The organism is Parageobacillus thermoglucosidasius, assembly GCF_001295365.1.
GTDB lineage: Bacteria > Bacillota > Bacilli > Bacillales > Anoxybacillaceae > Parageobacillus > Parageobacillus thermoglucosidasius.
In genome coordinates, this window is the sequence record NZ_CP012712.1 from 1,862,665 (window position 1) to 1,885,878 (window position 23,214).

23 protein-coding genes are annotated in these 23,214 nt (G+C 46.0%); all 23 read left to right on the forward strand.

Annotated elements, in window-relative coordinates:
* Nucleotides 1-8 precede the first annotated feature (8 nt).
* The 23 genes from rnpM (at nucleotide 9) to AOT13_RS09415 (ending at nucleotide 23,168) form a co-directional block, all read left to right on the forward strand.
* Nucleotides 9-299 (forward strand): RNase P modulator RnpM, encoded by a 291-nt coding sequence (rnpM, locus tag AOT13_RS09305; protein ID WP_003251673.1) that lies wholly within the window; start codon nucleotides 9-11, stop codon nucleotides 297-299.
* The gene (locus tag AOT13_RS09310) at nucleotides 289-591 is read left to right on the forward strand and encodes a YlxQ family RNA-binding protein (RefSeq protein ID WP_003251671.1); all 303 of its coding nucleotides are present in this window, start codon (nucleotides 289-291) and stop codon (nucleotides 589-591) included. The genes rnpM and AOT13_RS09310 overlap by 11 nt, the downstream gene beginning before the upstream one ends.
* A 19-nt stretch (nucleotides 592-610) precedes the next feature.
* On the forward strand, nucleotides 611-2,836 hold the full coding sequence (gene infB / locus AOT13_RS09315) for a translation initiation factor IF-2 (protein WP_013401249.1): 2,226 nt from the start codon (nucleotides 611-613) through the stop codon (nucleotides 2,834-2,836).
* Complete coding sequence (locus AOT13_RS09320; RefSeq protein ID WP_003251667.1) at nucleotides 2,833-3,111, forward strand: DUF503 domain-containing protein; 279 nt, start codon at nucleotides 2,833-2,835, stop codon at nucleotides 3,109-3,111. Before infB ends, AOT13_RS09320 begins: the two co-directional genes overlap by 4 nt.
* 15 nt (nucleotides 3,112-3,126) lie before the next feature.
* Complete coding sequence (gene rbfA, locus AOT13_RS09325) at nucleotides 3,127-3,507, forward strand: 30S ribosome-binding factor RbfA (protein ID WP_003251665.1); 381 nt, start codon at nucleotides 3,127-3,129, stop codon at nucleotides 3,505-3,507.
* 79 nt (nucleotides 3,508-3,586) lie between these two features.
* A complete protein-coding gene (gene truB, locus AOT13_RS09330; RefSeq protein WP_003251663.1) occupies nucleotides 3,587-4,495 on the forward strand; it encodes a tRNA pseudouridine(55) synthase TruB in 909 nt (302 codons plus the stop codon).
* 33 nt (nucleotides 4,496-4,528) lie between these two features.
* Entirely contained in the window at nucleotides 4,529-5,512 is a 984-nt protein-coding gene (ribF, locus tag AOT13_RS09335; RefSeq protein ID WP_013401248.1) for a bifunctional riboflavin kinase/FAD synthetase, read from the forward strand.
* A 91-nt stretch (nucleotides 5,513-5,603) separates the two neighbouring features.
* Entirely contained in the window at nucleotides 5,604-5,873 is a 270-nt protein-coding gene (rpsO, locus tag AOT13_RS09340; RefSeq protein ID WP_003251659.1) for a 30S ribosomal protein S15, read from the forward strand.
* 154 nt (nucleotides 5,874-6,027) lie between these two features.
* Nucleotides 6,028-8,166 carry a polyribonucleotide nucleotidyltransferase gene (pnp, locus tag AOT13_RS09345; protein ID WP_003251657.1) on the forward strand — a complete coding sequence of 713 codons (2,139 nt, stop codon included), beginning with the start codon at nucleotides 6,028-6,030 and terminating at the stop codon, nucleotides 8,164-8,166.
* 101 nt (nucleotides 8,167-8,267) lie between these two features.
* The gene (locus AOT13_RS09350) at nucleotides 8,268-9,230 is read left to right on the forward strand and encodes a polysaccharide deacetylase family protein (RefSeq protein ID WP_003251654.1); all 963 of its coding nucleotides are present in this window, start codon (nucleotides 8,268-8,270) and stop codon (nucleotides 9,228-9,230) included.
* A 13-nt stretch (nucleotides 9,231-9,243) separates the two neighbouring features.
* Nucleotides 9,244-10,485, forward strand: a complete 1,242-nt coding sequence (locus tag AOT13_RS09355) for a M16 family metallopeptidase (RefSeq protein ID WP_003251649.1) — start codon at nucleotides 9,244-9,246, stop codon at nucleotides 10,483-10,485.
* A 103-nt stretch (nucleotides 10,486-10,588) separates the two neighbouring features.
* Complete coding sequence (locus tag AOT13_RS09360; RefSeq protein WP_003251647.1) at nucleotides 10,589-10,825, forward strand: YlmC/YmxH family sporulation protein; 237 nt, start codon at nucleotides 10,589-10,591, stop codon at nucleotides 10,823-10,825.
* 125 nt (nucleotides 10,826-10,950) lie between these two features.
* The gene (gene dpaA, locus AOT13_RS09365) at nucleotides 10,951-11,856 is read left to right on the forward strand and encodes a dipicolinic acid synthetase subunit A (protein ID WP_013401246.1); all 906 of its coding nucleotides are present in this window, start codon (nucleotides 10,951-10,953) and stop codon (nucleotides 11,854-11,856) included.
* Nucleotides 11,853-12,461 carry a dipicolinate synthase subunit B gene (locus AOT13_RS09370; RefSeq protein WP_003251643.1) on the forward strand — a complete coding sequence of 203 codons (609 nt, stop codon included), beginning with the start codon at nucleotides 11,853-11,855 and terminating at the stop codon, nucleotides 12,459-12,461. Before dpaA ends, AOT13_RS09370 begins: the two co-directional genes overlap by 4 nt.
* A 113-nt stretch (nucleotides 12,462-12,574) precedes the next feature.
* Complete coding sequence (gene asd / locus AOT13_RS09375; RefSeq protein ID WP_003251641.1) at nucleotides 12,575-13,621, forward strand: aspartate-semialdehyde dehydrogenase; 1,047 nt, start codon at nucleotides 12,575-12,577, stop codon at nucleotides 13,619-13,621.
* Nucleotides 13,622-13,650: 29 nt separating this feature from the next.
* Complete coding sequence (gene dapG, locus AOT13_RS09380) at nucleotides 13,651-14,886, forward strand: aspartate kinase (protein ID WP_003251639.1); 1,236 nt, start codon at nucleotides 13,651-13,653, stop codon at nucleotides 14,884-14,886.
* Between the two features lie 25 nt (nucleotides 14,887-14,911).
* Nucleotides 14,912-15,784, forward strand: a complete 873-nt coding sequence (dapA, locus tag AOT13_RS09385) for a 4-hydroxy-tetrahydrodipicolinate synthase (RefSeq protein ID WP_003251636.1) — start codon at nucleotides 14,912-14,914, stop codon at nucleotides 15,782-15,784.
* A gap of 145 nt (nucleotides 15,785-15,929) precedes the next feature.
* Nucleotides 15,930-17,594, forward strand: a complete 1,665-nt coding sequence (locus tag AOT13_RS09390) for a ribonuclease J (protein ID WP_003251634.1) — start codon at nucleotides 15,930-15,932, stop codon at nucleotides 17,592-17,594.
* A gap of 115 nt (nucleotides 17,595-17,709) precedes the next feature.
* Entirely contained in the window at nucleotides 17,710-18,441 is a 732-nt protein-coding gene (locus AOT13_RS09395) for a ClpP family protease (RefSeq protein ID WP_003251631.1), read from the forward strand.
* The gene (locus AOT13_RS09400; RefSeq protein ID WP_003251629.1) at nucleotides 18,438-18,662 is read left to right on the forward strand and encodes a YlzJ-like family protein; all 225 of its coding nucleotides are present in this window, start codon (nucleotides 18,438-18,440) and stop codon (nucleotides 18,660-18,662) included. Before AOT13_RS09395 ends, AOT13_RS09400 begins: the two co-directional genes overlap by 4 nt.
* A gap of 104 nt (nucleotides 18,663-18,766) precedes the next feature.
* Nucleotides 18,767-21,040: a DNA translocase FtsK gene (locus AOT13_RS09405; RefSeq protein WP_042383281.1), complete on the forward strand. Its 2,274-nt coding sequence runs from the start codon at nucleotides 18,767-18,769 to the stop codon at nucleotides 21,038-21,040.
* A gap of 209 nt (nucleotides 21,041-21,249) precedes the next feature.
* Nucleotides 21,250-21,981 (forward strand): GntR family transcriptional regulator, encoded by a 732-nt coding sequence (locus AOT13_RS09410; RefSeq protein ID WP_003251625.1) that lies wholly within the window; start codon nucleotides 21,250-21,252, stop codon nucleotides 21,979-21,981.
* Between the two features lie 101 nt (nucleotides 21,982-22,082).
* Entirely contained in the window at nucleotides 22,083-23,168 is a 1,086-nt protein-coding gene (locus AOT13_RS09415; protein ID WP_003251624.1) for a BMP family lipoprotein, read from the forward strand.
* Nucleotides 23,169-23,214: the final 46 nt, after the last annotated feature.

The following is a 23,214-nucleotide window of genomic DNA, read 5'->3' on the forward strand; positions in this document are numbered from 1 at the left end:
GGAGCGACATGGCTGGTCAAAAGAAAGTGCCAATGCGAAAGTGCGTCGTGACTGGGGAAATGAAGCCAAAAAAAGAAATGGTGCGCATCGTTCGCTCTAAAGATGGAGACGTTTCGATTGATTTAACCGGAAAAAAAGCGGGGCGCGGAGCGTATATTACGCTTGATAAAGAATGCATTTTATTGGCGAAAAAGAAAAATGTTTTAGCCCATCATTTAAAGACGGAAATTGCCGATACGCTGTATGATGAACTGCTTCAGTTAGCGGAAAAGGAGACAGCGGCTCGAAATGAGCAATGAACGGTGGGCATCATTATTAGGACTGGCGAATCGAGCGCGGAAAGTAATTTCAGGCGAGGAACTGACGGTCAAAGAAATCCGCAGCGGCAGAGCGAAACTCGTGCTTTTAGCGGAAGATGCCTCAGAAAATACAACGAAAAAAATCAGCGATAAATGTTCTTCCTACGGCATTCCGCTCCGCAAAGTGACTGACCGTTATACGCTCGGGCACGCAATCGGAAAAGATGCCCGTGTTGTTGTTGCGGTGATCGACGAAGGGTTTGCCAACAAACTACTGACGATGCTCGATTGATCTTTATGGGGGTGAATCTATGTCTAAAATGCGTGTATATGAGTACGCGAAAAAAAACAATGTATCGAGTAAAGAGGTTATTCATAAATTGAAAGAAATGAACATTGACGTGACGAATCATATGGCGACGTTGGAACCGGAAGTGGTGGAAAAGCTTGATCATACGTACAGCCAAAAAAATGAACGGCCTGAACGACCGCACGCTTCTGCTCCAAAAGAAAAACGCCCGACGACGGTAAAACCGAAAAGTTATGTCGATGATTTTGATGACGAAGATGAAGAAGTAGTGAAAGCAAAAGTTCCGAAGAAAAAAGCGGCAAACAAAAAGAAAGAAGGAAAAAAACACGATTTGCAATTGCAGCAACAAGAAAAGAAAATTTTCCATCAACATAAGAAGAAAAACAAAGGAAAAGTAAAAGCAAAGGTAAAAGCGAAAGAAGAACAGCAACCTGTGCAGCAACAAGAAGCGCCAGTGAAAAAAGAAAAAGAACTTCCTAAGAAAATTACGTATGAAGGAACATTGACGGTTGCTGAGCTTGCAAAAAAACTCGGCCGCGAACCGTCGGAAATTATTAAAAAGCTGTTTATGCTCGGTGTGATAGCGACGATCAACCAAGATTTGGATAAAGACGCGATCGAGCTGGTTTGTGCCGATTATGGCGTAGAAGTGGAAGAAAAAGTAGTTATCGATGAAACGGATTTTGAATCCATTGAAATCGTCGATAATCCTGAAGATTTAGTGGAGCGCCCGCCGGTCGTCACGATTATGGGGCACGTTGACCACGGAAAAACGACGCTATTGGATTCGATTCGCCATTCGAAAGTGACAGAACAAGAAGCAGGGGGCATTACGCAACATATTGGCGCATATCAAGTGACAGTGAATGATAAAAAAATCACGTTCCTTGATACGCCAGGGCATGAAGCGTTTACGACAATGCGGGCAAGAGGGGCGAAAGTCACCGATATCGTCGTCCTCGTTGTCGCTGCCGATGATGGCGTGATGCCGCAAACAGTGGAAGCAATCAACCACGCGAAAGCGGCAAATGTTCCGATTATTGTCGCCATCAACAAAATCGATAAGCCGGATGCCAACCCGGATCGCGTCATGCAAGAATTGATGGAGTATAATCTCGTTCCGGAAGAATGGGGCGGAGACACGATTTTTTGCAAATTATCGGCAAAAACGGGAGAAGGAATTGACAATTTATTGGAAATGATTTTACTTGTTAGTGAAATGGAAGAATTAAAAGCAAATCCAAACCGCCGTGCGACAGGAACAGTGATCGAGGCGAAGCTGGATAAAGGCCGCGGACCGGTAGCAACGCTGCTCATTCAAGCGGGAACGTTGCGTGTTGGAGATCCGATTGTTGTTGGCTGCACATACGGCCGCGTGCGGGCGATGGTCAATGATACAGGGCGCCGCGTGAAAGAAGCAGGTCCGTCGACACCTGTGGAAATTACCGGTCTTCACGAAGTGCCGCAAGCTGGCGACCGCTTTATGGTGTTTGAGGATGAGAAAAAGGCGCGGCAAATCGGTGAAGCGCGGGCGCAAAAACAATTGATGGAACAACGCAGCATGAAAACGCGCGTCAGCCTTGACGATCTCTTTGAACAAATTAAACAAGGAGAAATGAAAGAATTAAATATTATCGTCAAAGCGGATGTGCAAGGATCGGTTGAAGCGCTTGTTTCCGCTTTGCAAAAGATCGACGTGGAAGGTGTGCGCGTGAAAATTATTCACGCTGGCGTTGGGGCAATTACAGAATCCGACATTATTTTAGCGACTGCATCGAACGCGATTGTCATCGGCTTTAACGTCCGCCCGGATGCCAACGCAAAACGTGTCGCCGAATCGGAAAAAGTCGATATCCGCTTGCACCGCATCATTTATAAAGTGATTGAAGAAATTGAAGCGGCGATGAAAGGGATGCTTGATCCTGAATATGAAGAGAAAGTCATCGGTCAGGCAGAAGTGCGGCAAACGTTCAAAGTATCCAAAGTGGGAACGATTGCCGGCTGCTATGTGACGGATGGAAAAGTGACACGCGACAGCAAAGTCCGCCTCATTCGTCAAGGTGTCGTCGTTTATGAAGGTGAAGTGGATTCATTGAAACGCTTTAAAGATGACGTCAAAGAAGTGATGCAAGGATATGAATGTGGATTGACGATTAAAAACTTCAACGATATTAAAGAAGGAGACATTATTGAGGCGTACGTAATGCAGGAAGTGGAAAGACAATGATCGGCTTTGTCGCCTGTGAATGCCTTATTTATGACGCGCAATCATTAAAAGAAAAACGCGCCGTGTTACAGCGAATAATAACGCGGCTTAAACAAAAATATAATATATCCGTAGCCGAAATCGATCACCAAAACGTATGGCAGCGGACGACGCTCGGAATTGTTGCGATTACGGCGAGCCGGGCGGCAACCGAGCAGGAGCTGCAGCGGGCGCTCGCTTTGATCGATTCCTTTCCAGAATTGGAAAGGACGGTTACGACATTTGAGTGGTTTTAATCGAGGTGATTGGCAATGAATTTACGGGCTACACGTGTCGGTGAACAAATGAAAAAAGAGTTAAGCGATATTATTGGCCGCAAATTAAAAGATCCGCGCATCGGCTTTGTCACTGTTACCGATGTGCGCGTTACAGGCGACTTGCAACAAGCGAAAGTGTATATTAGCATCTTTGGGGATGAAGAACAGCGGCAAAACACGTTAAAAGGGTTGGAGAAAGCGAAAGGATTTATCCGTTCCGAAATCGGCCAACGCATTCGGTTGCGGAAAACACCGGAAATATTTTTCGAAATTGATGAATCGATCGAATATGGAACCCGCATTGAGCAATTGATCCGGCAAATTTCCGCGGAACGCGAAAGCGAGAAAAAGGAAGAGGAAAACGAAAAGGAATAAATGGATAGACAATTTGTCTATCCATTTCGATTATGTACATAAATGATTTGGTTATGACTTTATCAGAAAGGGTGCGCAAATGGACGGAGTATTGTTATTGCACAAACCGCCGGGAATGACATCGCACGATTGTGTTGCGCGCATTCGCCGCATGTTGCGGACCAAAAAAGTAGGCCATACAGGGACGCTTGACCCAAACGTATCAGGAGTTTTGCCAATTTGTATTGGAAAGGCGACGCGCATCGCCGAATTTTTAACAGGATCGACGAAAACATACGAAGGTGAAGTGACATTAGGGATCGCGACAACAACAGAAGACAGCGATGGCGAAATCGTCGCAAAGCAAAAAGTGGACCGCATCATTCATCGCAGTGACATCGAAGAAGTGTTCCGGCAGCTGACGGGGGAAATTGCGCAAACGCCGCCAATGTACTCCGCGGTAAAAGTGAACGGAAAAAAGCTGTATGAATATGCGCGCGCGGGCGTTGAAGTCGAGCGGCCGACTCGCATTGTCACGATCCATGAACTAACATTGCTGGAGGAACGAGACACGTTTTCTGGTGACACCGTTTCATTTCGCTTTCGTGTCGTTTGCAGCAAAGGCACCTACGTTCGCACGTTAGCGGTAATGATCGGCGAACGCCTTGGCTATCCGGCGCATATGTCTGACCTTGTTCGCACGGCATCCGGTCCCTTTTCTTTGCAAGATTGTGTCACATTTGAGCAATTGGAACGTTACATCGAGAACGGGCAAGTACAATCCGTTTTGCTTCCGATCGAAAAAGCGCTTTTTCATTTGCCGAAATATGAAATAAATGATAAAGTAGCGGAGAAAGTAAAAAACGGAGCGATATTGCCGCTTCCCGCGTTTTTGCAATCATTGCAAGGTCCGGTATTAATGATGACCAAACAAAGCGAGGCGCTCGCTCTTTATATAAAGCATCCTGCTAAACCTCACTTGATGAAGCCGCTGAAAGTATTCCGATAAAAGAAAAGGCAAAATAGAGGGTGAGTTAAGAAAATGAAAACACTATTTATTTCGCATCCCCATCAGATGAAAAAAGAAGAATTGCCGCCGACCGTTATGGCGCTTGGCTATTTTGACGGCATCCATCTTGGGCATCAGAAAGTGATTCGCACTGCGGTCCAAATCGCGGCGGAGAAAGGATATAAAAGCGCGGTGATGACATTTCACCCCCATCCTTCCGTCGTGCTTGGAAAGAAGGATAAACATGTTCATTTGATAACGCCGCTTAAGAAAAAAGAGCAGTTAATTGGCGAACTTGGCATCGATTATTTATATATTGTCGAGTTTACCTCTTCGTTTGCGCAACTATTCCCGCAAGAATTTGTTGATCAATACATTATCGGCCTTCATGTGAAGCATGTCGTTGCCGGGTTTGACTTTACTTACGGGCGCCTCGGAAAAGGGACGATGGAAACTTTGCCGTTCCATTCGCGCGAGCAATTTACGCAGACGGTGATTCCAAAATTAAGCATCGACGGCGAGAAAATAAGCTCCACTTATGTCCGGCAATTGCTGAAAAATGGCGATGTCGACCAGCTCCCGCGTCTGCTCGGCCGCTTTTATGAAGTGGAAGGAACGGTGGTGGGCGGTGAACGCCGCGGAAGAACGATTGGGTTTCCAACGGCGAATATAGCGTTAAAAGATGACTATTTGTTGCCGGCGCTCGGCGTATATGCAGTAAAAGTAAAAATTGGTTCAGACATTTTTGAAGGAGTGTGCAACGTTGGCTATAAACCGACTTTTTACTCAACTCGTGAAGGATTGCCAAGCATCGAAGTGCACATTTTCGATTTTGCCAAAGACATTTATGGAGAAACGATGACGATCGAGTGGCATATGCGCTTAAGAAGCGAACAAAAATTCGCGGGTGTGGATGAATTAATCGCGCAAATTCAGCGGGATAAGGAAAAAGCGCAAGCATATTTCCGCAATTTCGCCGAAACTACTTGCATTTTATCGCAAAAAGAGGTATTCTAATGAATGTATGCAAAACAACCATTGCTTGGCAAGTCGAGTCACCGCCGCTTGCTCGGTAATTGGGGTTTTATCAATGAGGAGGTGAACAAGGATGGCATTATCGCAAGAGCGCAAACGTGAAATTATTGAACAGTTTAAAATTCACGAGAACGATACAGGTTCTCCAGAAGTGCAAATTGCTATCCTTACTGAGCAAATCAACAATTTGAATGAACATTTGCGCGTTCATAAAAAAGACCATCATTCTCGTCGCGGATTGCTGAAAATGGTTGGTAAACGCCGCAACTTATTGAATTACTTGCGCAATAAGGACATTACGCGCTATCGTGAATTGATTAACAAACTTGGATTACGTCGATAAAAAAGCGGGAGCATTCCCGCTTTTTTGCTAGTTATATAGGCGATTTTTCGTTATGATAAAATAAATGGAAACTGATACAATCGGCGCTGATTCGTTCATACTAAATATACATTCGTTATTCTCGATTTGTACATAGAGAGGAGTACTCACTTATATGGAGCAAGAAAAACGCGTTTTTTCCATAGACTGGGCTGGACGGCCGCTCGTTGTCGAAATTGGCGAGTTGGCCAAGCAGGCAAACGGAGCGGTATTAGTCCGTTATGGTGACACGGTAGTATTAAGCACAGCAACGGCGTCCAAAGAGGCGAAAAACGTCGACTTTTTCCCGCTGACGGTCAACTATGAGGAGCGTCTTTATGCAGTTGGCAAAATTCCGGGAGGATTTATTAAGCGGGAAGGGCGTCCTAGCGAAAAGGCGATTTTGGCAAGCCGCTTGATTGACCGGCCGATTCGGCCATTGTTTTCGGAAGGATTCCGCAATGAGGTGCAAATTGTTTCGATGGTGATGAGCGTCGATCAAGACTGCTCTCCGGAAATGGCGGCATTGCTCGGCTCCTCCCTAGCGCTGACGATTTCCGATATTCCGTTTGAAGGGCCAATTGCCGGCGTGACTGTCGGACGTGTCGATGGAAAGTTTGTCATTAATCCGACGGTCGAACAGTCGGAAAAAAGCGATATACATCTCGTTGTCGCCGGAACGAAAGACGCGATTAACATGGTCGAGGCTGGAGCCGATGAAGTGCCAGAGGAGATCATGTTAGAAGCGATTATGTTCGGGCATGAAGATATAAAACGGCTGATCGCTTTTCAAGAGGAAATCGCCGCCCAAGTCGGCAAAGAAAAAATGGAAGTTGTTTTGTATGAACTCGATCCGCAGCTGGAAGCGGAAATCCGCCAGCTTGCCGAAGCGGATATTAAACGGGCGGTGCAAGTGCCGGAAAAATTGGCGCGCGATGCGGCGATTGAGGAAGTTAAAGCAGGTGTCATTGCGAAATATGAAGAACAGGAAGCAGACGAGGAAACGTTGAAACAAGTGAATGAAATTTTACATAAGCTCGTCAAGGAGGAAGTAAGACGGCTTATTACCGAAGAAAAAATTCGCCCAGACGGCCGGAAAGTGGATGAAATCCGTCCGCTCTCCTCAGCAGTCGGCGTCCTGCCGCGCACGCACGGCTCAGGCTTGTTTACGCGCGGGCAGACACAAGTGCTCAGCGTTTGCACATTAGGGGCGCTTGGCGATGTGCAAATACTGGACGGGCTCGGTATTGAAGAAACGAAACGGTTTATGCACCATTACAACTTCCCGCCGTTTTCCGTCGGCGAAACAGGGCCGATGCGCGGGCCGGGACGCCGCGAGATCGGGCACGGCGCGCTTGGCGAGCGGGCGCTCGAACCGGTCGTTCCGTCGGAAAAAGAGTTTCCGTATACGATCCGCCTCGTGTCAGAAGTGCTTGAATCGAACGGTTCCACATCACAAGCAAGCATTTGCGCAAGCACGCTGGCGATGATGGACGCAGGCGTGCCGATTAAGGCGCCGGTAGCGGGAATTGCCATGGGGCTTGTGAAAAACGATGATCATTATACGATTTTAACTGACATTCAAGGAATCGAAGACCACCTTGGCGATATGGACTTTAAAGTGGCCGGCACGAGAAAAGGCGTCACCGCTTTGCAGATGGATATCAAAATCAAAGGGTTAACCCGCGAAATTTTGGAGGAAGCGTTGCTGCAAGCAAGAAAAGGCCGGATGGAAATTTTGGACCATATGATGCAAACGATCCGCGAGCCGCGCAAAGAGCTGTCGAAATACGCGCCAAAAATTTTAACGATGCAAATTAATCCAGATAAAATCCGCGAAGTCATTGGGCCGAGCGGCAAACAAATCAATAAAATTATTGACGAAACCGGCGTGAAAATCGATATTGAACAAGACGGAACAATTTTTATCTCATCCGTCAATGAAGCGATGAATGAAAAAGCGAAGCAAATTATTGAAGATATCGTCCGCGAAGTCGAAGTCGGGCAAATTTATTTAGGAAAAGTGAAGCGCATTGAGAAATTCGGCGCATTTGTTGAATTGTTCAACGGCAAAGACGGGCTTGTTCATATTTCCGAATTGGCGGAAGAACGTGTGGGAAGAGTCGAAGACGTCGTTTCAATCGGCGATGAAATTTTAGTAAAAGTGATGGAGATTGATAAACAAGGACGCGTTAATTTATCGCGGAAAGCGGTATTGCGCGAGCAAAAAGAAAGAAGAGGAAGACGGCCGGAACGGCACAGAATGAAGCCTTAGGATTGGTTCCTTAAGGCTTCTTTGTTATGGTTTGGATCGTTTTGTTCTATCTTGTCCCTTCTTAACATAACATATTGGTAGTATAAAAAGGAGGGACAGAGGTGGACAGAAACAATATCCGCTATTTATCAATGGTGATCATTTTTTTCTTTGCTTGGTTTATCGTCAACCAGCCGCCGGTGAACCGGTATGTTGCCAGTTTGCAAGAACAGAGCATGGTGGCGATGAAAGAAAGCGATAAGCTGTATGCGGAAATTGAGGAAAAAGCAAAACAATATGAAATTCCTCCGCAAGACGCGGTTATCGATAGAGTGTGGAAAGCAACGCCCGGTTATAACGGATTAAAAGTGGATGTGCAAGCTTCATATGAAAACATGAAAAAGAAAGGAAAATTTGACGAACGGAAGCTTGTGTTCAAACAAGTTTCCCCACGCGTTCATTTGGATGATTTGCCGCCTGAAGCGATTTACCGCGGCCATCCGGATAAGCCGATGGTGGCGCTTCTTATCAATGTGGCGTGGGGAAATGAATATATTCCGAAAATGCTTGATATTTTAAAAAAGCATCATGTTAAGGCGACATTTTTTTTGGAGGGGCGCTGGGTAAAAAACCACCCCGATATGGCAAAAATGATTGTAGATGCTGGTCATGAAATAGGAAATCATTCATACAGCCATCCTGACTTAAAGGCGCTCAGCAATGCCAAAATCCGCGAGGAACTTGTAAAAACGAATGAAGTGATCGAAGCGACAACTGGGGTGAAATGCAAATGGTTTGCCCCCCCAAGCGGCAGCTACCGAGATGATGTAGTGAAAATTGCCGCAGATTTGGACATGAAAACAATTATGTGGAGCGTCGATACAATTGATTGGCAAAATCCGTCGCCATCTGTTATAGTGAAACGGGTAATGTCCAAAGTTCATCGCGGTGCAATGATCTTGATGCACCCGACGCTGCCGACGGCGGAAGCGCTTGAGCCGCTTATTATATCGGTGCAGCAAAAACAATATGAAATTGGCGATGTGTCAACATTACTTGATGAAACGAGAATTGTAAGAAAATAGGAGGAACGTGGCGTTGATTAACAAATATACTTGCAAAAATGGTGTACGAATTGTACTAGAACAAATTCCAACAGTGCGTTCTGTCGCGATTGGAGTCTGGATTGGAACAGGATCGCGCAACGAAACCGAGCAAAATAACGGAATTTCTCATTTTTTAGAACATATGTTTTTTAAAGGGACAACAACGCGCACTGCAAAGGAGATTGCCGAAGCGTTTGACAGTATCGGCGGTCAAGTCAATGCGTTTACGTCGAAAGAATATACTTGCTATTATGCCAAAGTGCTGGATGAGCACGCTTCATTTGCCCTCGAAATGTTAGCAGATATGTTTTTCCATTCCACGTTTGTGGATGAGGAATTGCAAAAAGAAAGAAATGTCGTGCTAGAAGAAATTAAAATGTATGAAGATACTCCGGACGATATCGTTCATGATTTATTAAGCAAAGCATGTTATGCGAACCATCCGCTTGGTTATCCGATTTTAGGGACGGAAGAAACGTTGCGCACGTTTACGGGTGATTCGCTGCGCGGATATATGGCTGATTATTATACCCCGGACCGTGTCGTGATTTCTGTTGCCGGCAATGTGGATGAAAGTTTTATCCAGAAAGTGGAAAGCTATTTCGGTTTTTTCACGGCCAAACGGAAAGCTAGCGAATCGCCAGCTCCGTTATTTCAGCCGCAAAAATTAGCGCGTCAAAAAGAGACAGAACAAGCGCATTTATGCATCGGATTTAACGGGCTTCCTGTTGGCCATCCGGATATTTACACATTGATTGTCTTAAATAATATTTTAGGCGGCAGCATGAGCAGCCGGCTTTTTCAAGAAGTTCGTGAACAGCGCGGTTTAGCGTATTCGGTCTTTTCTTACCATTCTTCTTACCAAGACAGCGGTTTATTGGCGATTTACGCCGGAACAGGCAACAGCCAGCTTGACTTGTTATTTGAAACGATTCAAGAAACGATCGAGAAATTAAAAGAGGATGGAATTACCGAAAAAGAGCTGAAAAACAGCAAAGAACAGATGAAAGGAAGTTTAATGTTAGGGTTGGAAAGCACCAATAGCCGGATGAGCCGGAACGGCAAAAACGAATTGCTGCTCGGGCGCCATCGCACGCTTGATGAGATTATTGAAGAAATTAACGGCGTCACTGTTGAAAAAGTTAATGAACTTGCGCGCCGCATTTTTGCTGAAGACTGTGCGCTCGCCTTAATTAGCCCGAGCGGCCAATTGCCGCGCCGCATTCGTTCATAAACAAACGTTCACCGCACGATGGTTGCACAAATGCCTGCGTGAAAATGCAGGCATTTTTTTATTTCCTTCATCTTACAATAATAAAAAGAAGGGGGGATATGCAGTGAGGCTAAGCGAGTTAAGCGGCAAAGAAATTGTCGATGCAAGGCGCGCCGAACGGCTTGGGGTGCTGGGACAGACGGATTTGGAAATTAATGAGCAAACCGGGAAAATTCAAGCATTGCTTATTCCAACGGGAAAATGGTTCCGGTTGCGAAAAGAGGGAAATGAAATTCGCGTTCCGTGGAAATATATCAAAAAAATCGGCACGGACATGATTATTATCGATTTTCCTGAATAATGACGGCGGTCGCCAAAGGCGGTCGCTTTTCTTTTTTAGGATATTCACCTATATTTCCTTTTTAACATAAGATGTGAAAGGAAACGAAGCTGAAAGAATAAGTTTCGCATAAAGAAGGTGAGCAGATGATGCTAACAGGCATGCATGTTGCCATTATCGGCGGGGACGCGCGGCAATTGGAAGTGATTCGCAAATTAATTGAATTGGATGCGAAATTATCGTTAGTCGGGTTTGACCAATTGGCCCATCATTTTATGGGCGCGACAAAGCTGCGAATCGACGAAGTGGATTTTGTCGACTTAGATGCGATTATTTTGCCTGTTCATGGAACAACTTTGGATGGAAAAGTAAATACGGTATTTTCACACGAACAAATCCCGTTTACAGAAGAAATGCTGTTAAAAACAGCGGAGCATTGCACCGTCTATACCGGAATAAGCAACCGCTATTTAGACGACTTAATGAAAGCAGCTGGCCGCAAATACGTCCAATTGTTCGAACGCGATGATGTCGCGATTTACAACTCGATCCCGACCGCAGAAGGAGCCGTCATGATTGTCATTCAGCATACTGATTTTACGATTCATGGGTCACGCGTCGCGGTGCTCGGTCTTGGCCGCATCGGCATGACGGTCGCTCGCACATTTGCCGCTCTCGGCGCCAAAGTGAAGGTAGGGGCGCGCCGTTCCGAGCATCTTGCCCGCATTATGGAAATGGGCCTTGTCCCTTTTCACATTAATGACCTAGAAAAAGAAGTGCAAGATATCGATATTTGCATTAATACGGTTCCACATTTAATTGTAACGGCAAGTGTTATTGCGAAGATGCCGGCGCACACGCTTATCGTTGATTTAGCTTCAAAGCCGGGCGGCACTGATTTCCGCTATGCCGAAAAACGCGGGGTGAAAGCGATCCTTGCGCCAGGGCTTCCTGGGGTTGTTGCGCCAAAAACGGCGGGGCAAATTATCGCGAATGTCCTTTCGCAATTACTATATGCGGATTTGCAAAAAAGAAAGGGGAATGGACAATGAGTTTAAAAGGAAAACGAATCGGGTTTGGCTTGACAGGGTCTCACTGCACGTATGACGCGGTCATTCCGGAGATAGAAAAATTGGTGAAAGAAGGAGCGGAGGTGCTCCCTATTGTTACCTATACGGTCAAAACGACAAACACTCGCTTTGGCGAGGGAGAAGAATGGGTAAAAAGACTGGAAGAAATAACAGGCAATGAAGTGATTGATACGATTGTCAAGGCAGAGCCGCTCGGCCCGAAAATTCCGCTCGATTGCATGGTTATTGCACCGCTGACGGGAAACTCGATGAGCAAACTTGCCAACGCGATGACCGATTCCCCTGTATTGATGGCGGCAAAGGCGACGATGCGCAACCACCGTCCGGTTGTCCTTGGCGTTTCCACGAATGATGCGTTAGGATTAAATGGGGTAAACTTAATGCGCCTTATGGCGACGAAAAATATTTATTTTATTCCGTTTGGTCAAGATGCTCCGCATACAAAACCGAATTCGATGGTGGCGAAAATGTCGCTTTTGCGCGAAACCGTTCTCTCTGCTTTGGAAGGAAGGCAGCTTCAGCCGGTCATCATTGAGAAGTTCCGCGATGAAATAAGCCAACGGTAGGAAATTCATCGTATGCATAAAAATTTTCTCTCCTAACAAAGTGGAATATGGTAAAATAAAAACTATAAATTTACCAAAGCGATTTGAGTGACTACGCGGAAGGAGAATGGTTGATGGAACAAAGACGCTTTCACGTCGCAGTCGTAGGAGCAACAGGTGCCGTTGGCCAGCAAATGGTACAAACGCTCGAAAATAGAAATTTTCCAGTTGGAAAACTGACTTTATTATCATCAGAACGTTCCGCAGGCAAAAAAGTACGCTTTCGCGATGAAGAAATCGAAGTGCAAGTAGCGACTCCGGAAAGCTTTGCCGGGGTGGATATCGCCCTGTTTAGCGCAGGCGGCTCTGTCTCAAAAGCATTGGCGCCGGAAGCGGTAAAACGCGGGGCGGTTGTGATCGACAACACAAGCGCGTTTCGCATGGACGAAAACGTACCGCTTGTTGTTCCTGAAGTGAATGAAAGCGATGTAACATGGCATAACGGCATTATCGCCAACCCAAACTGCTCAACGATCCAAATGGTTGTTGCCCTTGAACCGATTCGCCAAGCGTTCGGCTTAAAACGAGTGATCGTTTCCACGTATCAAGCTGTATCTGGTGCCGGAGCGCAGGCGATTGAGGAATTAAAGGCGCAATCGCAGGCGGTGTTAAACGGCGATCCGGTCGTTCCGGAAATTTTACCGGTAAAATCGGACCGCAAACATTATCAAATCGCGTTTAACGCCATCCCGCAAATTGACAAATTCCAAGAAAACGGCTTTACGTTTGAAGAAATGAAAATGATTAATGAAACGAAAAAAATCATGCATATGCCAGAGCTGCAAGTGGCGGCAACATGTGTGCGCATTCCGGTTGTCAGCGGCCATTCCGAGTCAGTATATATCGAAATTGAAAAAGACGGCGTCAGCGCAGACGACATTAAAGCGGTATTAAAAGATGCCCCGGGTGTCGTTTTGCAAGACGACCCGAGCGAGCAAGTATATCCAATGCCGGTGGACTGCGCTGGCAAATACGATGTGTTCGTCGGACGCATCCGCAAAGATTTAGACGATGACCGGGCGTTCCATTTATGGATCGTATCGGACAATTTATTAAAAGGTGCGGCATGGAACTCTGTACAAATCGCGGAAAGTTTGCTTAAACTAGGACTTGTGAAATAAAAGGGAGCGAATGTCATCGAGGTGTTAACATGAAAATTATCGTTCAGAAATTTGGCGGCACGTCCGTCCGTGATGAACGCGGGCGTGATTTCGCACGCAAACATATTGAAAAAGCGCTGGAAGACGGTTATAAAGTAGTTGTTGTCGTCTCGGCGATGGGGCGGAAAGGGGAGCCGTACGCAACGGATACGCTCCTTAGCCTCATCGGCGGAGCTGACAATTACGTCACGAAGCGCGAACAAGATATGCTGATGGCTTGTGGTGAAATTATTTCCAGCGTCGTTTTTACAAACTTATTAAACAAGCATGGAATAAAAGCAACCGCATTTACCGGCGCGCAAGCAGGATTTCGCACGAACAGCGACCATACGAACGCAAAAATTATTGAAATGCGCTGTGAGCGCGTGCTTGAAGCGTTGAACGAATACGACGTCGTTGTCGTTGCCGGCTTTCAAGGCGCAGCGGAAAACGGCGATATTACGACGCTCGGCCGCGGCGGAAGCGATACGTCCGCAGCGGCGCTCGGCGCGGCGCTGAACGCCGAATGGGTTGATATTTTTACGGATGTCGAGGGGGTTATGACCGCCGATCCGCGCATTGTCGAAAACGCCCGCCCGCTCGATGTCGTCACATACACAGAAATTTGCAACATGGCCTATCAAGGGGCAAAAGTCATTCATCCGCGCGCCGTCGAAATTGCGATGCAGGCAAAAATTCCTTTGCGTGTTCGTTCAACCTATTCCGATTCTTTAGGAACGCTCGTCACATCTTCGATCCGCTCGAAGAAAGGAAGCGATGTGAAAGAGCGGTTAGTGACGGGCATCACTTACGTTTCCAATCTTACGCAAATTAAAGTGCAGGCAAAAGAAGGGCATTACGAGCTGCAGTCTGATGTTTTTAAGGCAATGGCCAATGAAGAAATTAGCGTCGACTTTATTAATATCTCGCCAAACGGTGTTGTTTATACGGTTTCCGGCGAAATGACAGAGCGGGCGGTCGCTGCTCTGCGCCGCATCGGCTATGAGCCGATCGTTACAACAGGATGTGCGAAAGTATCGACCGTCGGCGCAGGGATCGCCGGCGTCCCTGGGGTGACGGCAAAAATCGTGACGGCCCTTTCAGAACAAGGAATTCAAATTTTGCAATCGGCCGATAGTCATACGACCATTTGGGTATTAGTGAAAGAAGAAGATATGAAAAAAGCGGTGAACGCGCTGCATGACGCGTTTCATCTCTCTGAAGAGCCGGCGTGGAAATGCGATTGATTAAATGGAGTAGGGAGTGAAAGCATTGGTCCAATTTGGAAAAATCGTGACAGCGATGGTAACACCGTTTGACCGTAAAGGCAATGTCGATTTTGCGAAGACGACAAAGCTTATCGACTATTTGCTTGAAAACGGGACCGATTCGCTCGTTGTTGCCGGGACGACAGGCGAATCGCCAACATTAACAGCGGAAGAAAAAATCGCTTTGTTCCGCCATGTCGTTTCCGTTGTAAACGGGCGGGTCCCGGTGATTGCCGGAACGGGAAGCAACAATACGCGCGCATCGATTGAACTGACAAAAAAAGCGGAGGAAATCGGCGTCGATGCCGTAATGTTGGTGGCGCCGTACTATAATAAGCCGAATCAAGAAGGTTTGTATCAGCATTTCAAAGCGATTGCCGAAAGCACGTCACTTCCGGTGATGCTTTACAACATTCCTGGGCGTTCTGTCGTGAACATTGCTGTCGATACGATTGTCCGTCTTTCGGAAATTCCAAATATCGTTGCCGTGAAAGACGCAAGCGGCAATTTGGATGCGATGACGGAAATTATTGCCCGGACGCGCGATGACTTTCTCCTTTACAGCGGCGACGACAGCATTACGCTTCCAGTATTGTCGATTGGCGGCGCTGGCGTTGTGTCCGTTGCTTCCCATATTATCGGCAATGAAATGCAACAAATGATCGCCGCTTTCGAAGCCGGCGAGATTGCCAAAGCGGCAAAGCTGCATCAAAAACTGCTGCCGATCATGAAAGGGCTGTTTGCCGCGCCAAGTCCTGTACCGGTAAAAACAGCGCTACAGCTGAAGGGATTAGATGTCGGGTCCGTGCGCCTGCCGCTCGTCCCGCTTACCGAACAAGAGCGCATCGAACTAATGAACCTATTAAATACACTATGATTAAAAAACCAACCCACTTTATGTGGGTTGGTTTTTTTGTGAAGAAAGCACCCCATCATCAATCTTGTATTCAAAAACTCCCATCAGTTATAATAAAATCAAGTGACTTTGAGCGGGTTAGTAATCATCATAGGAGGACGTAGCATTGAGAACGAAACAAGTAGAGAAAATAAGGATTTTTTCCCTTGGGGGAGTCGGGGAAATCGGCAAGAACATGTATGTGGTCGAGCTGGATGATGACATATTGGTCATCGATGCCGGCGTCATGTTCCCTGAAGATGAGATGCTTGGCATTGATAAAGTAATCCCCGACATTAGCTATCTCGTGGAACGCCAAGACCGCATTAAAGCCATTTTTTTAACACACGGACATGAGGAACATATCGGCGCTATTGCTTATGTGCTGAAAAAAATTACGGTGCCAGTGTACGGAACGAAGCTTACGTTAGGATTGGCAGAATCGATTTTAAAGGAACAAGGAGTTACAAACGCAAAACTGATCGAAATTCGCTCCGACTCGGAAATTTTCTTTGATAAGGCGAAAGTGACGTTTTTCCGGACGATTCACAGCATTCCTGATTCGGTTGGAATTAGCATTCATACGTCCCAAGGCGCCATCGTTTATACGAGCGACTTTAAATTTGACCAGACTCCATACGGCAAAAACCGGGCGGATTTAGGAAAAATGGCGCAAATTGGTGAACAAGGAGTGCTTTGCTTATTATCCGATAGCACAAACGCGGAAAGACCGGGATATACGGGATCGGATACGGTTGTTGCCCAGGAAATTGCCGATGTGATCTATAATGCGGGTGGCCGGGTGTTTGTTGCTTGTTATGCGTCAAACGTTACAAGAATTCAACAAGTGTTGAATGCGGCAAAGCAGTACGGACGGAAAGTTGCCGTTGTGGGAAAAACGCTGCATAAAGTGATGGATATTGCTGTTCGGCTAGGATATTTACATCTTCCTGAAAAAGTGACTATTTCCATTCATGACATTGACCGCTATGATGATAAAGAATTGATTATTTTGACGACCGGCGGGCATGGCGAGCCGATGAGCGCATTGGCCCGCATGGCAAAACAAGCGCATAAGCAAGTCAACATCAAAAAAGGGGATACCGTCATCGTTGCGGCATCGGTGATGCCAGGATATGAATTAATTTTTTCCAAAACGATTGATTCGTTGTATCGCGCCGGAGCGAATGTCGTTTACCGCGAGAGAAAAGTGCATGTTTCGGGACACGGATGTCAGGAAGAATTAAAGTTAATGCTTAATTTGATGAAACCGAAATATTTTATTCCTGTTCACGGCGAATATCGGATGCAAAAGGCGCACGCCAATCTTGCGAAAGCGGTTGGCATCTCTGAAGAAAGAACATTTTTGATCGACAAAGGGGATGTCATTGAGTTTCGCAACGGTGTAGCTCGTCCTGGCGGAAAAGTTCCGTACGGCAACATTTTAATTGACGGTCTTGGCATTGGCGATGTTGGTAACATCGTTTTAAGAGATCGGCGTCTCCTCTCGCAAGATGGGATTTTAATCGTTGTTGTCACATTAAGCAAAGAATCGAAAAAAATTATCGCAGGGCCGGAGATTATTTCGCGCGGTTTTGTCTATGTAAGAGAATCCGAAACATTGCTTGATGAAGCGACGAAAATCGTAGCAAATATCGTGAATAAATGTTTGCAAACTTATGTGATCGAATGGTCTTCGCTAAAATCCAACGTTCGCGAAGCATTGAGCCAATTTTTATTTGAAAAAACAAAACGCAAACCAATGATTTTGCCGATTATTATGGAAGTATAATATGATCATGCTCAAAGTCAACGAACCGTGCCGATAGGAAAGGAAATTTCCTATCGGCATTTTTCTTTCCAGTTCGAGCATACTAAACGTACGATGGAAAGAAAGGAGAATGTAGATGGAAAAAAAGAGCCACATACAATCAGAAGAAGAACAAGAAACAAAGGAAGAGCAAGCAACATCAGCGATTCAACAGCTAGGCCAAACAAACGTCCCACAAATGACGCCTGATACGAACATTCACTGTTTGACGATTGTCGGGCAAATTGAGGGGCATATTCAACTGCCGCCGCAAAATAAGACGACAAAATACGAACATGTTATTCCGCAAATAGTTGCAATTGAGCAAAACCAAAACATCGAGGGGCTGCTTGTGATTTTAAATACGGTGGGCGGAGATGTCGAAGCAGGACTAGCCATCGCGGAAATGCTCGCTTCTTTATCGAAGCCGACCGTTTCGATCGTGCTGGGCGGCGGCCATTCGATTGGTGTGCCGATTGCCGTTTCTTGTGATTATTCATTTATTACCGAAACGGCAACGATGACGATTCATCCGATTCGCTTGACCGGATTAGTTATCGGCGTTCCGCAGACGTTTGAATATTTGGATAAAATGCAAGAGCGGGTGGTCCGGTTTGTCACCAAACATTCAAAAATAACCGAAGAAAAGTTTAAGGAGCTTATGTTTTCGAAAGGAAATTTAACGCGCGATATCGGCACAAACGTTGTCGGCCCTGATGCAGTGAAATACGGGCTTATTGATGAAGTCGGCGGTGTTTCCAAAGCGATGAATAAGTTGCGTGAGCTGATTGAACTGAACCAATCTGGTGAAAGGAAGATGATCCAATGATTTTATATACGATCATGCCGGAGCATCTTGTCTTCCAAGCGGCGGCAGAAGAGTACGAAAAACAAACAACAGTGCTTTATGAGGGAATTCCGTTTCTTGTGCAAAAGACGAAAACAGACGAATATGAAATAGTGCGAAATTTAAGCACAAACCCGTTTCATTTTTTGGAACAAAAATATGCGCCGGGGACAAGATTCCCAAGGTCTGCAGCAACATCGTAGTGAATTCCGCGCCCATTCATGGTATAATAAATAAACAAACGGAAAAAAGCAGCCAGACTTGGCTGCTTTTTTCCCATCTTTGAGTTTGTTTATTGGAGTGAATGATGGTGGCAAAACGGAAACGGCAAAAAAAAGCGAGACGGTCGAAACAGCATTGGAAGGAAACGTTTCAGTTGGAACTGATTGGCCTTGCAATGTTGGCAATTTCCGTCATCGCGATGGCGCGCCTTGGGCTAGTCGGAAAGACGCTCGTATTCATCGCGCGCTTTTTCTTTGGAGAATGGTATATGCTATTGTTTGTAGCCTTATTTCTGTTGTCATTTTATGTCATTTGGAAGCGGCGCTGGCCTTCGTTTACCCATCGGGTTCTCCTCGGTTCATATATTATCATTTCATCACTGTTATTGCTTAGTCATGAAACATTATTCGCTTTGTTGTCTCGACGCGGCCAATTTGACCCTAGCATCATTCGCACGACGTGGGAATTGTTTTGGGACGAAGTGCGCGGCAAATCGGATGGTGCCGATTTAGGCGGAGGAATGATCGGCGCGTTTTTCTTTGCTGCCAGTTATCAATTATTTGATGAACTCGGCACAAAATGGATTTGTTTTTTCCTCTTTGTCATCGGGATGGTTTTCATTACGGGAAAACCGTTGCGCGAAACGGTAGGAAAAGCGGTGGCAATGCTCGTGTCTTTTCTGCAGCGGCAATGGCAAACATTTGTGGCGGATGTAAAACATTGGGGCGGCAAAGCGCAAAAACGGAAACGGCGCAAACCAAAAACACCGGAACCAACCGCGCAGCAAGAGGGGGAAACGCTCTCTCCGCCGCCGATTATTTCTGATTTTACTGCCGTGCGCTCTAATGAGATAGAACAAGAACGGGAGCAAGAAAAAGCGGAAAGCGCGGAGGAAGAGGAGTCTCCGCCGCTGGCGTTTTCCGAAATGGAAAACGCCGATTATCAGCTTCCGCCGCTTGATTTGCTCCGTCTTCCGAAACAAACAAGCCAAGCGAAAGATCATGCAAACATTTACGCAAATGCGCGCAAGCTGGAAAAAACCTTTCAAAGCTTTGGCGTAAAGGCGAAAGTGACGCAAGTGCACCTCGGCCCTGCGGTCACGAAATATGAAGTATATCCGGACGTTGGCGTGAAAGTCAGCAAAATTGTCAGTTTAAGCGATGATCTTGCACTGGCCCTTGCTGCGAAAGACATTCGCATTGAAGCGCCGATTCCGGGAAAATCAGCGATCGGCATTGAAGTTCCTAATGAAGAAATTGCGACCGTTTCTTTAAGGGAAGTGCTTGAAGCAATTGACCATTACAAACAAGAGGCGAAACTATTAATCCCGTTAGGCCGCGACATTTCCGGAGAAGTTGTCGTTGCCGAACTGAACAAAATGCCGCATTTATTAATCGCCGGAGCAACCGGAAGCGGGAAAAGCGTATGTATTAACGGAATCATCGTCAGCTTGCTTATGCGCACAAAGCCGCATGAAGTAAAATTGATGATGATTGACCCGAAAATGGTGGAATTAAGTGTCTATAACGGCATACCGCATTTGTTAGCCCCGGTGGTGACAAATCCGAAAAAAGCGTCACAAGCGCTAAAAAAAGTAGTCCAGGAAATGGAAAGACGGTATGAATTATTTTCACATACAGGCACACGGAATATTGAAGGATATAATGAATATGTGCGGCGCCATAACCAAGAAGCGGAAGAACAACTGCCGCTCCTTCCTTACATCGTTGTCATCATTGATGAGCTGGCGGACTTAATGATGGTCGCTTCTTCTGATGTCGAAGATTCGATAACGCGTTTGGCACAAATGGCGCGTGCGGCGGGAATCCATCTCATTATTGCGACACAGCGCCCTTCCGTTGATGTCATTACCGGCGTCATTAAGGCAAACATTCCGTCACGGATCGCTTTTAGCGTTTCTTCGCAAACCGATTCGCGGACGATTTTGGATATGGGAGGAGCGGAAAAATTGCTTGGTCGCGGCGATATGCTGTTTTTGCCGATGGGCGCTTCCAAGCCGGTGCGCGTGCAAGGGGCGTTTGTTTCCGACGAAGAAGTCGAAGAGGTTGTCGATTTTGTTATTTCCCAGCAAAAAGCACAATACTATGAAGAAATGATCATAAACGAAGAGAATAATGATGGTGAAGAATTCGAGGATGAATTGTACGAGGAAGCGGTCCGGCTTGTTGTCGAGATGCAAAGCGCTTCGGTTTCCATGCTACAGCGGCGTTTTCGCATCGGCTATAATCGCGCGGCGCGCCTCATTGATGCGATGGAAGCGCGCGGAGTCGTTGGGCCGTACGAAGGAAGCAAGCCTCGCGCCGTGCTCATCCCGAAAGAAAATGTTAAAACATCATAGGGAAGCAGGCAAATGTGTTGCCTGTTCCCTGAAAAATATGTCATATTGAAACCGCTATCAACCGATTTTTTTACTTTTATCGACAAAATTTTTATTTGCTATTTATTTATTCAAAAAAAAATGATATAGTAATCACGGAAAGGTTATATGTCTAACGTCAAACGTCAGAGGTCTGATATCTGTAAAATGGAAAAATGGGGGCCTTTATAATGTCCATTAAATCAGATAACCGGCACTTATACTTACAAGTGATTGATCGGATTAAGCATGATATCGAAACAGGCGTGTATAAAGAAAAGCAAAAGCTTCCCTCGGAGTTTGAATTAGCGAAACAGCTTGGTGTCAGCCGGGCAACATTGCGCGAAGCATTGCGCGTGTTGGAAGAAGAAAACGTTATCATTCGCCGGCATGGTGTCGGAACGTTTGTGAACTCAAGACCGCTATTCACGTCTGGGATCGAGCAGCTTAACAGCGTTACTGATATGATCCGGCAAGCGGGCCGAAAGCCTGGGACGATCTTTTTATCTTCTTCGGTGCAAGAGCCGACGGAAGAGGATATGCGGAAATTTCAATGCTCGGCAGATGATGACATCCTTTTGATCGAGCGCGTCCGCACCGCTGACGGGGAGCCTGTCGTCTATTGTATTGATAAAATTTTATGCAAATATTTGCCGAAAGGAATTTCTTATGAGCAGGAGTCTTTGTTCGAAAATTTACATAATCAGGCGAACCGCGATATCGCTTATGCCGTAGCCCGCATCGAACCGCTCGGCTACCACGAGAAAGTTTCGCCGATTTTGCAATGCGAGCCGGAAACTGCATTGCTCGTATTAAAGCAAATGCATTTTGATAAAAATGATGAACCGATTTTCTATTCGATTAACTATTTCCGCTCTGATAAATTTAGCTTCCATGTGCTGCGAAAACGGATTAATTTTTAAGGAGGTGACATCCATAAGGGATATTAAGACCGTTTTATCTCATAATAAGCATAGGATGAGAAAGCATCATATCTTTTATTGGATTAGGGGGTAATTTTATAATGAAAAAACGATTTGGCTTCGCCCTTTCCCTTGTTTTGACGGCAGGCATGCTGCTAAGTGCATGTGGCGGGCAAGGAGGCGATAATGCCGGCGGCAAAGACACGTTTAGCGTTGCGATGGTAACAGATGTTGGCGGTATTGACGACAGATCTTTTAACCAGTCAGCATGGGAAGGATTGCAAAAATTCGGGAAAGATAATGGGCTGAAAAAAGGCAGAGGCGGTTACGATTACTTGCAGTCATCTAGCGACGCCGACTATGCGACGAACTTAAATAAACTTGTGCGCAGCGATTTTGACGTCATTTATGGAATCGGATATTTAATGGGAGATGCTGTCAAAGAAGTGGCTGAACAAAATCCGAAGAAGCAATTTGCGATCGTCGATACGGTCGTTGATGAGCCAAATGTGGCGAGCATTACGTTTAAAGAGCACGAAGGTTCGTTCCTTGTCGGGGTTGTTGCTGGGCTGACGACCAAAACGAATAAAATCGGCTTTATCGGTGGCATGGAAATTCCGTTAATTGAGAAGTTTGAAAGCGGATTCCGCGCTGGAGTTAAAGCGGTTAATCCGAACGCCACAGTGGAAGTGCAATATGCCGGCGCATTTGACCAAGCGGATAAAGGAAAAGCGATTGCATCAAGCATGTACGCTTCCGGCATTGACGTCATTTACCATGCCGCTGGCGGAACAGGAAACGGCGTATTTTCCGAAGCGAAAGACTTGAAAAAGAAAGACCCGAACCGCGAAATTTGGGTGATTGGCGTTGACAAAGACCAAGCACCAGAAGGCGTCGTGAAAGTAGGCGGAAAAACATATAACGTGACATTAACATCAATGGTGAAACGGGTCGACGTTGCCGTATATGACGTCGCAAAACGTTCCAAAGAAGGCGATTTCCCTGGCGGAAAAACGCTTGAATACGGTCTTCCGGAAAACGGAGTCGGCATTGCGCCAACACAAGACAACATTAAGCCAGAAGTGTTAAAAGCAGTTGATGAATGGAAACAAAAAATTGTTAAAGGTGAAGTAAAAGTTCCAATGACCCGCAAAGAATACAAACAATTTGAAGCGTCCTTAAAATAATTGAATAAAAAGGCTAGTGTTTCCGCTAGCCTTTTTGTTCGCCCAA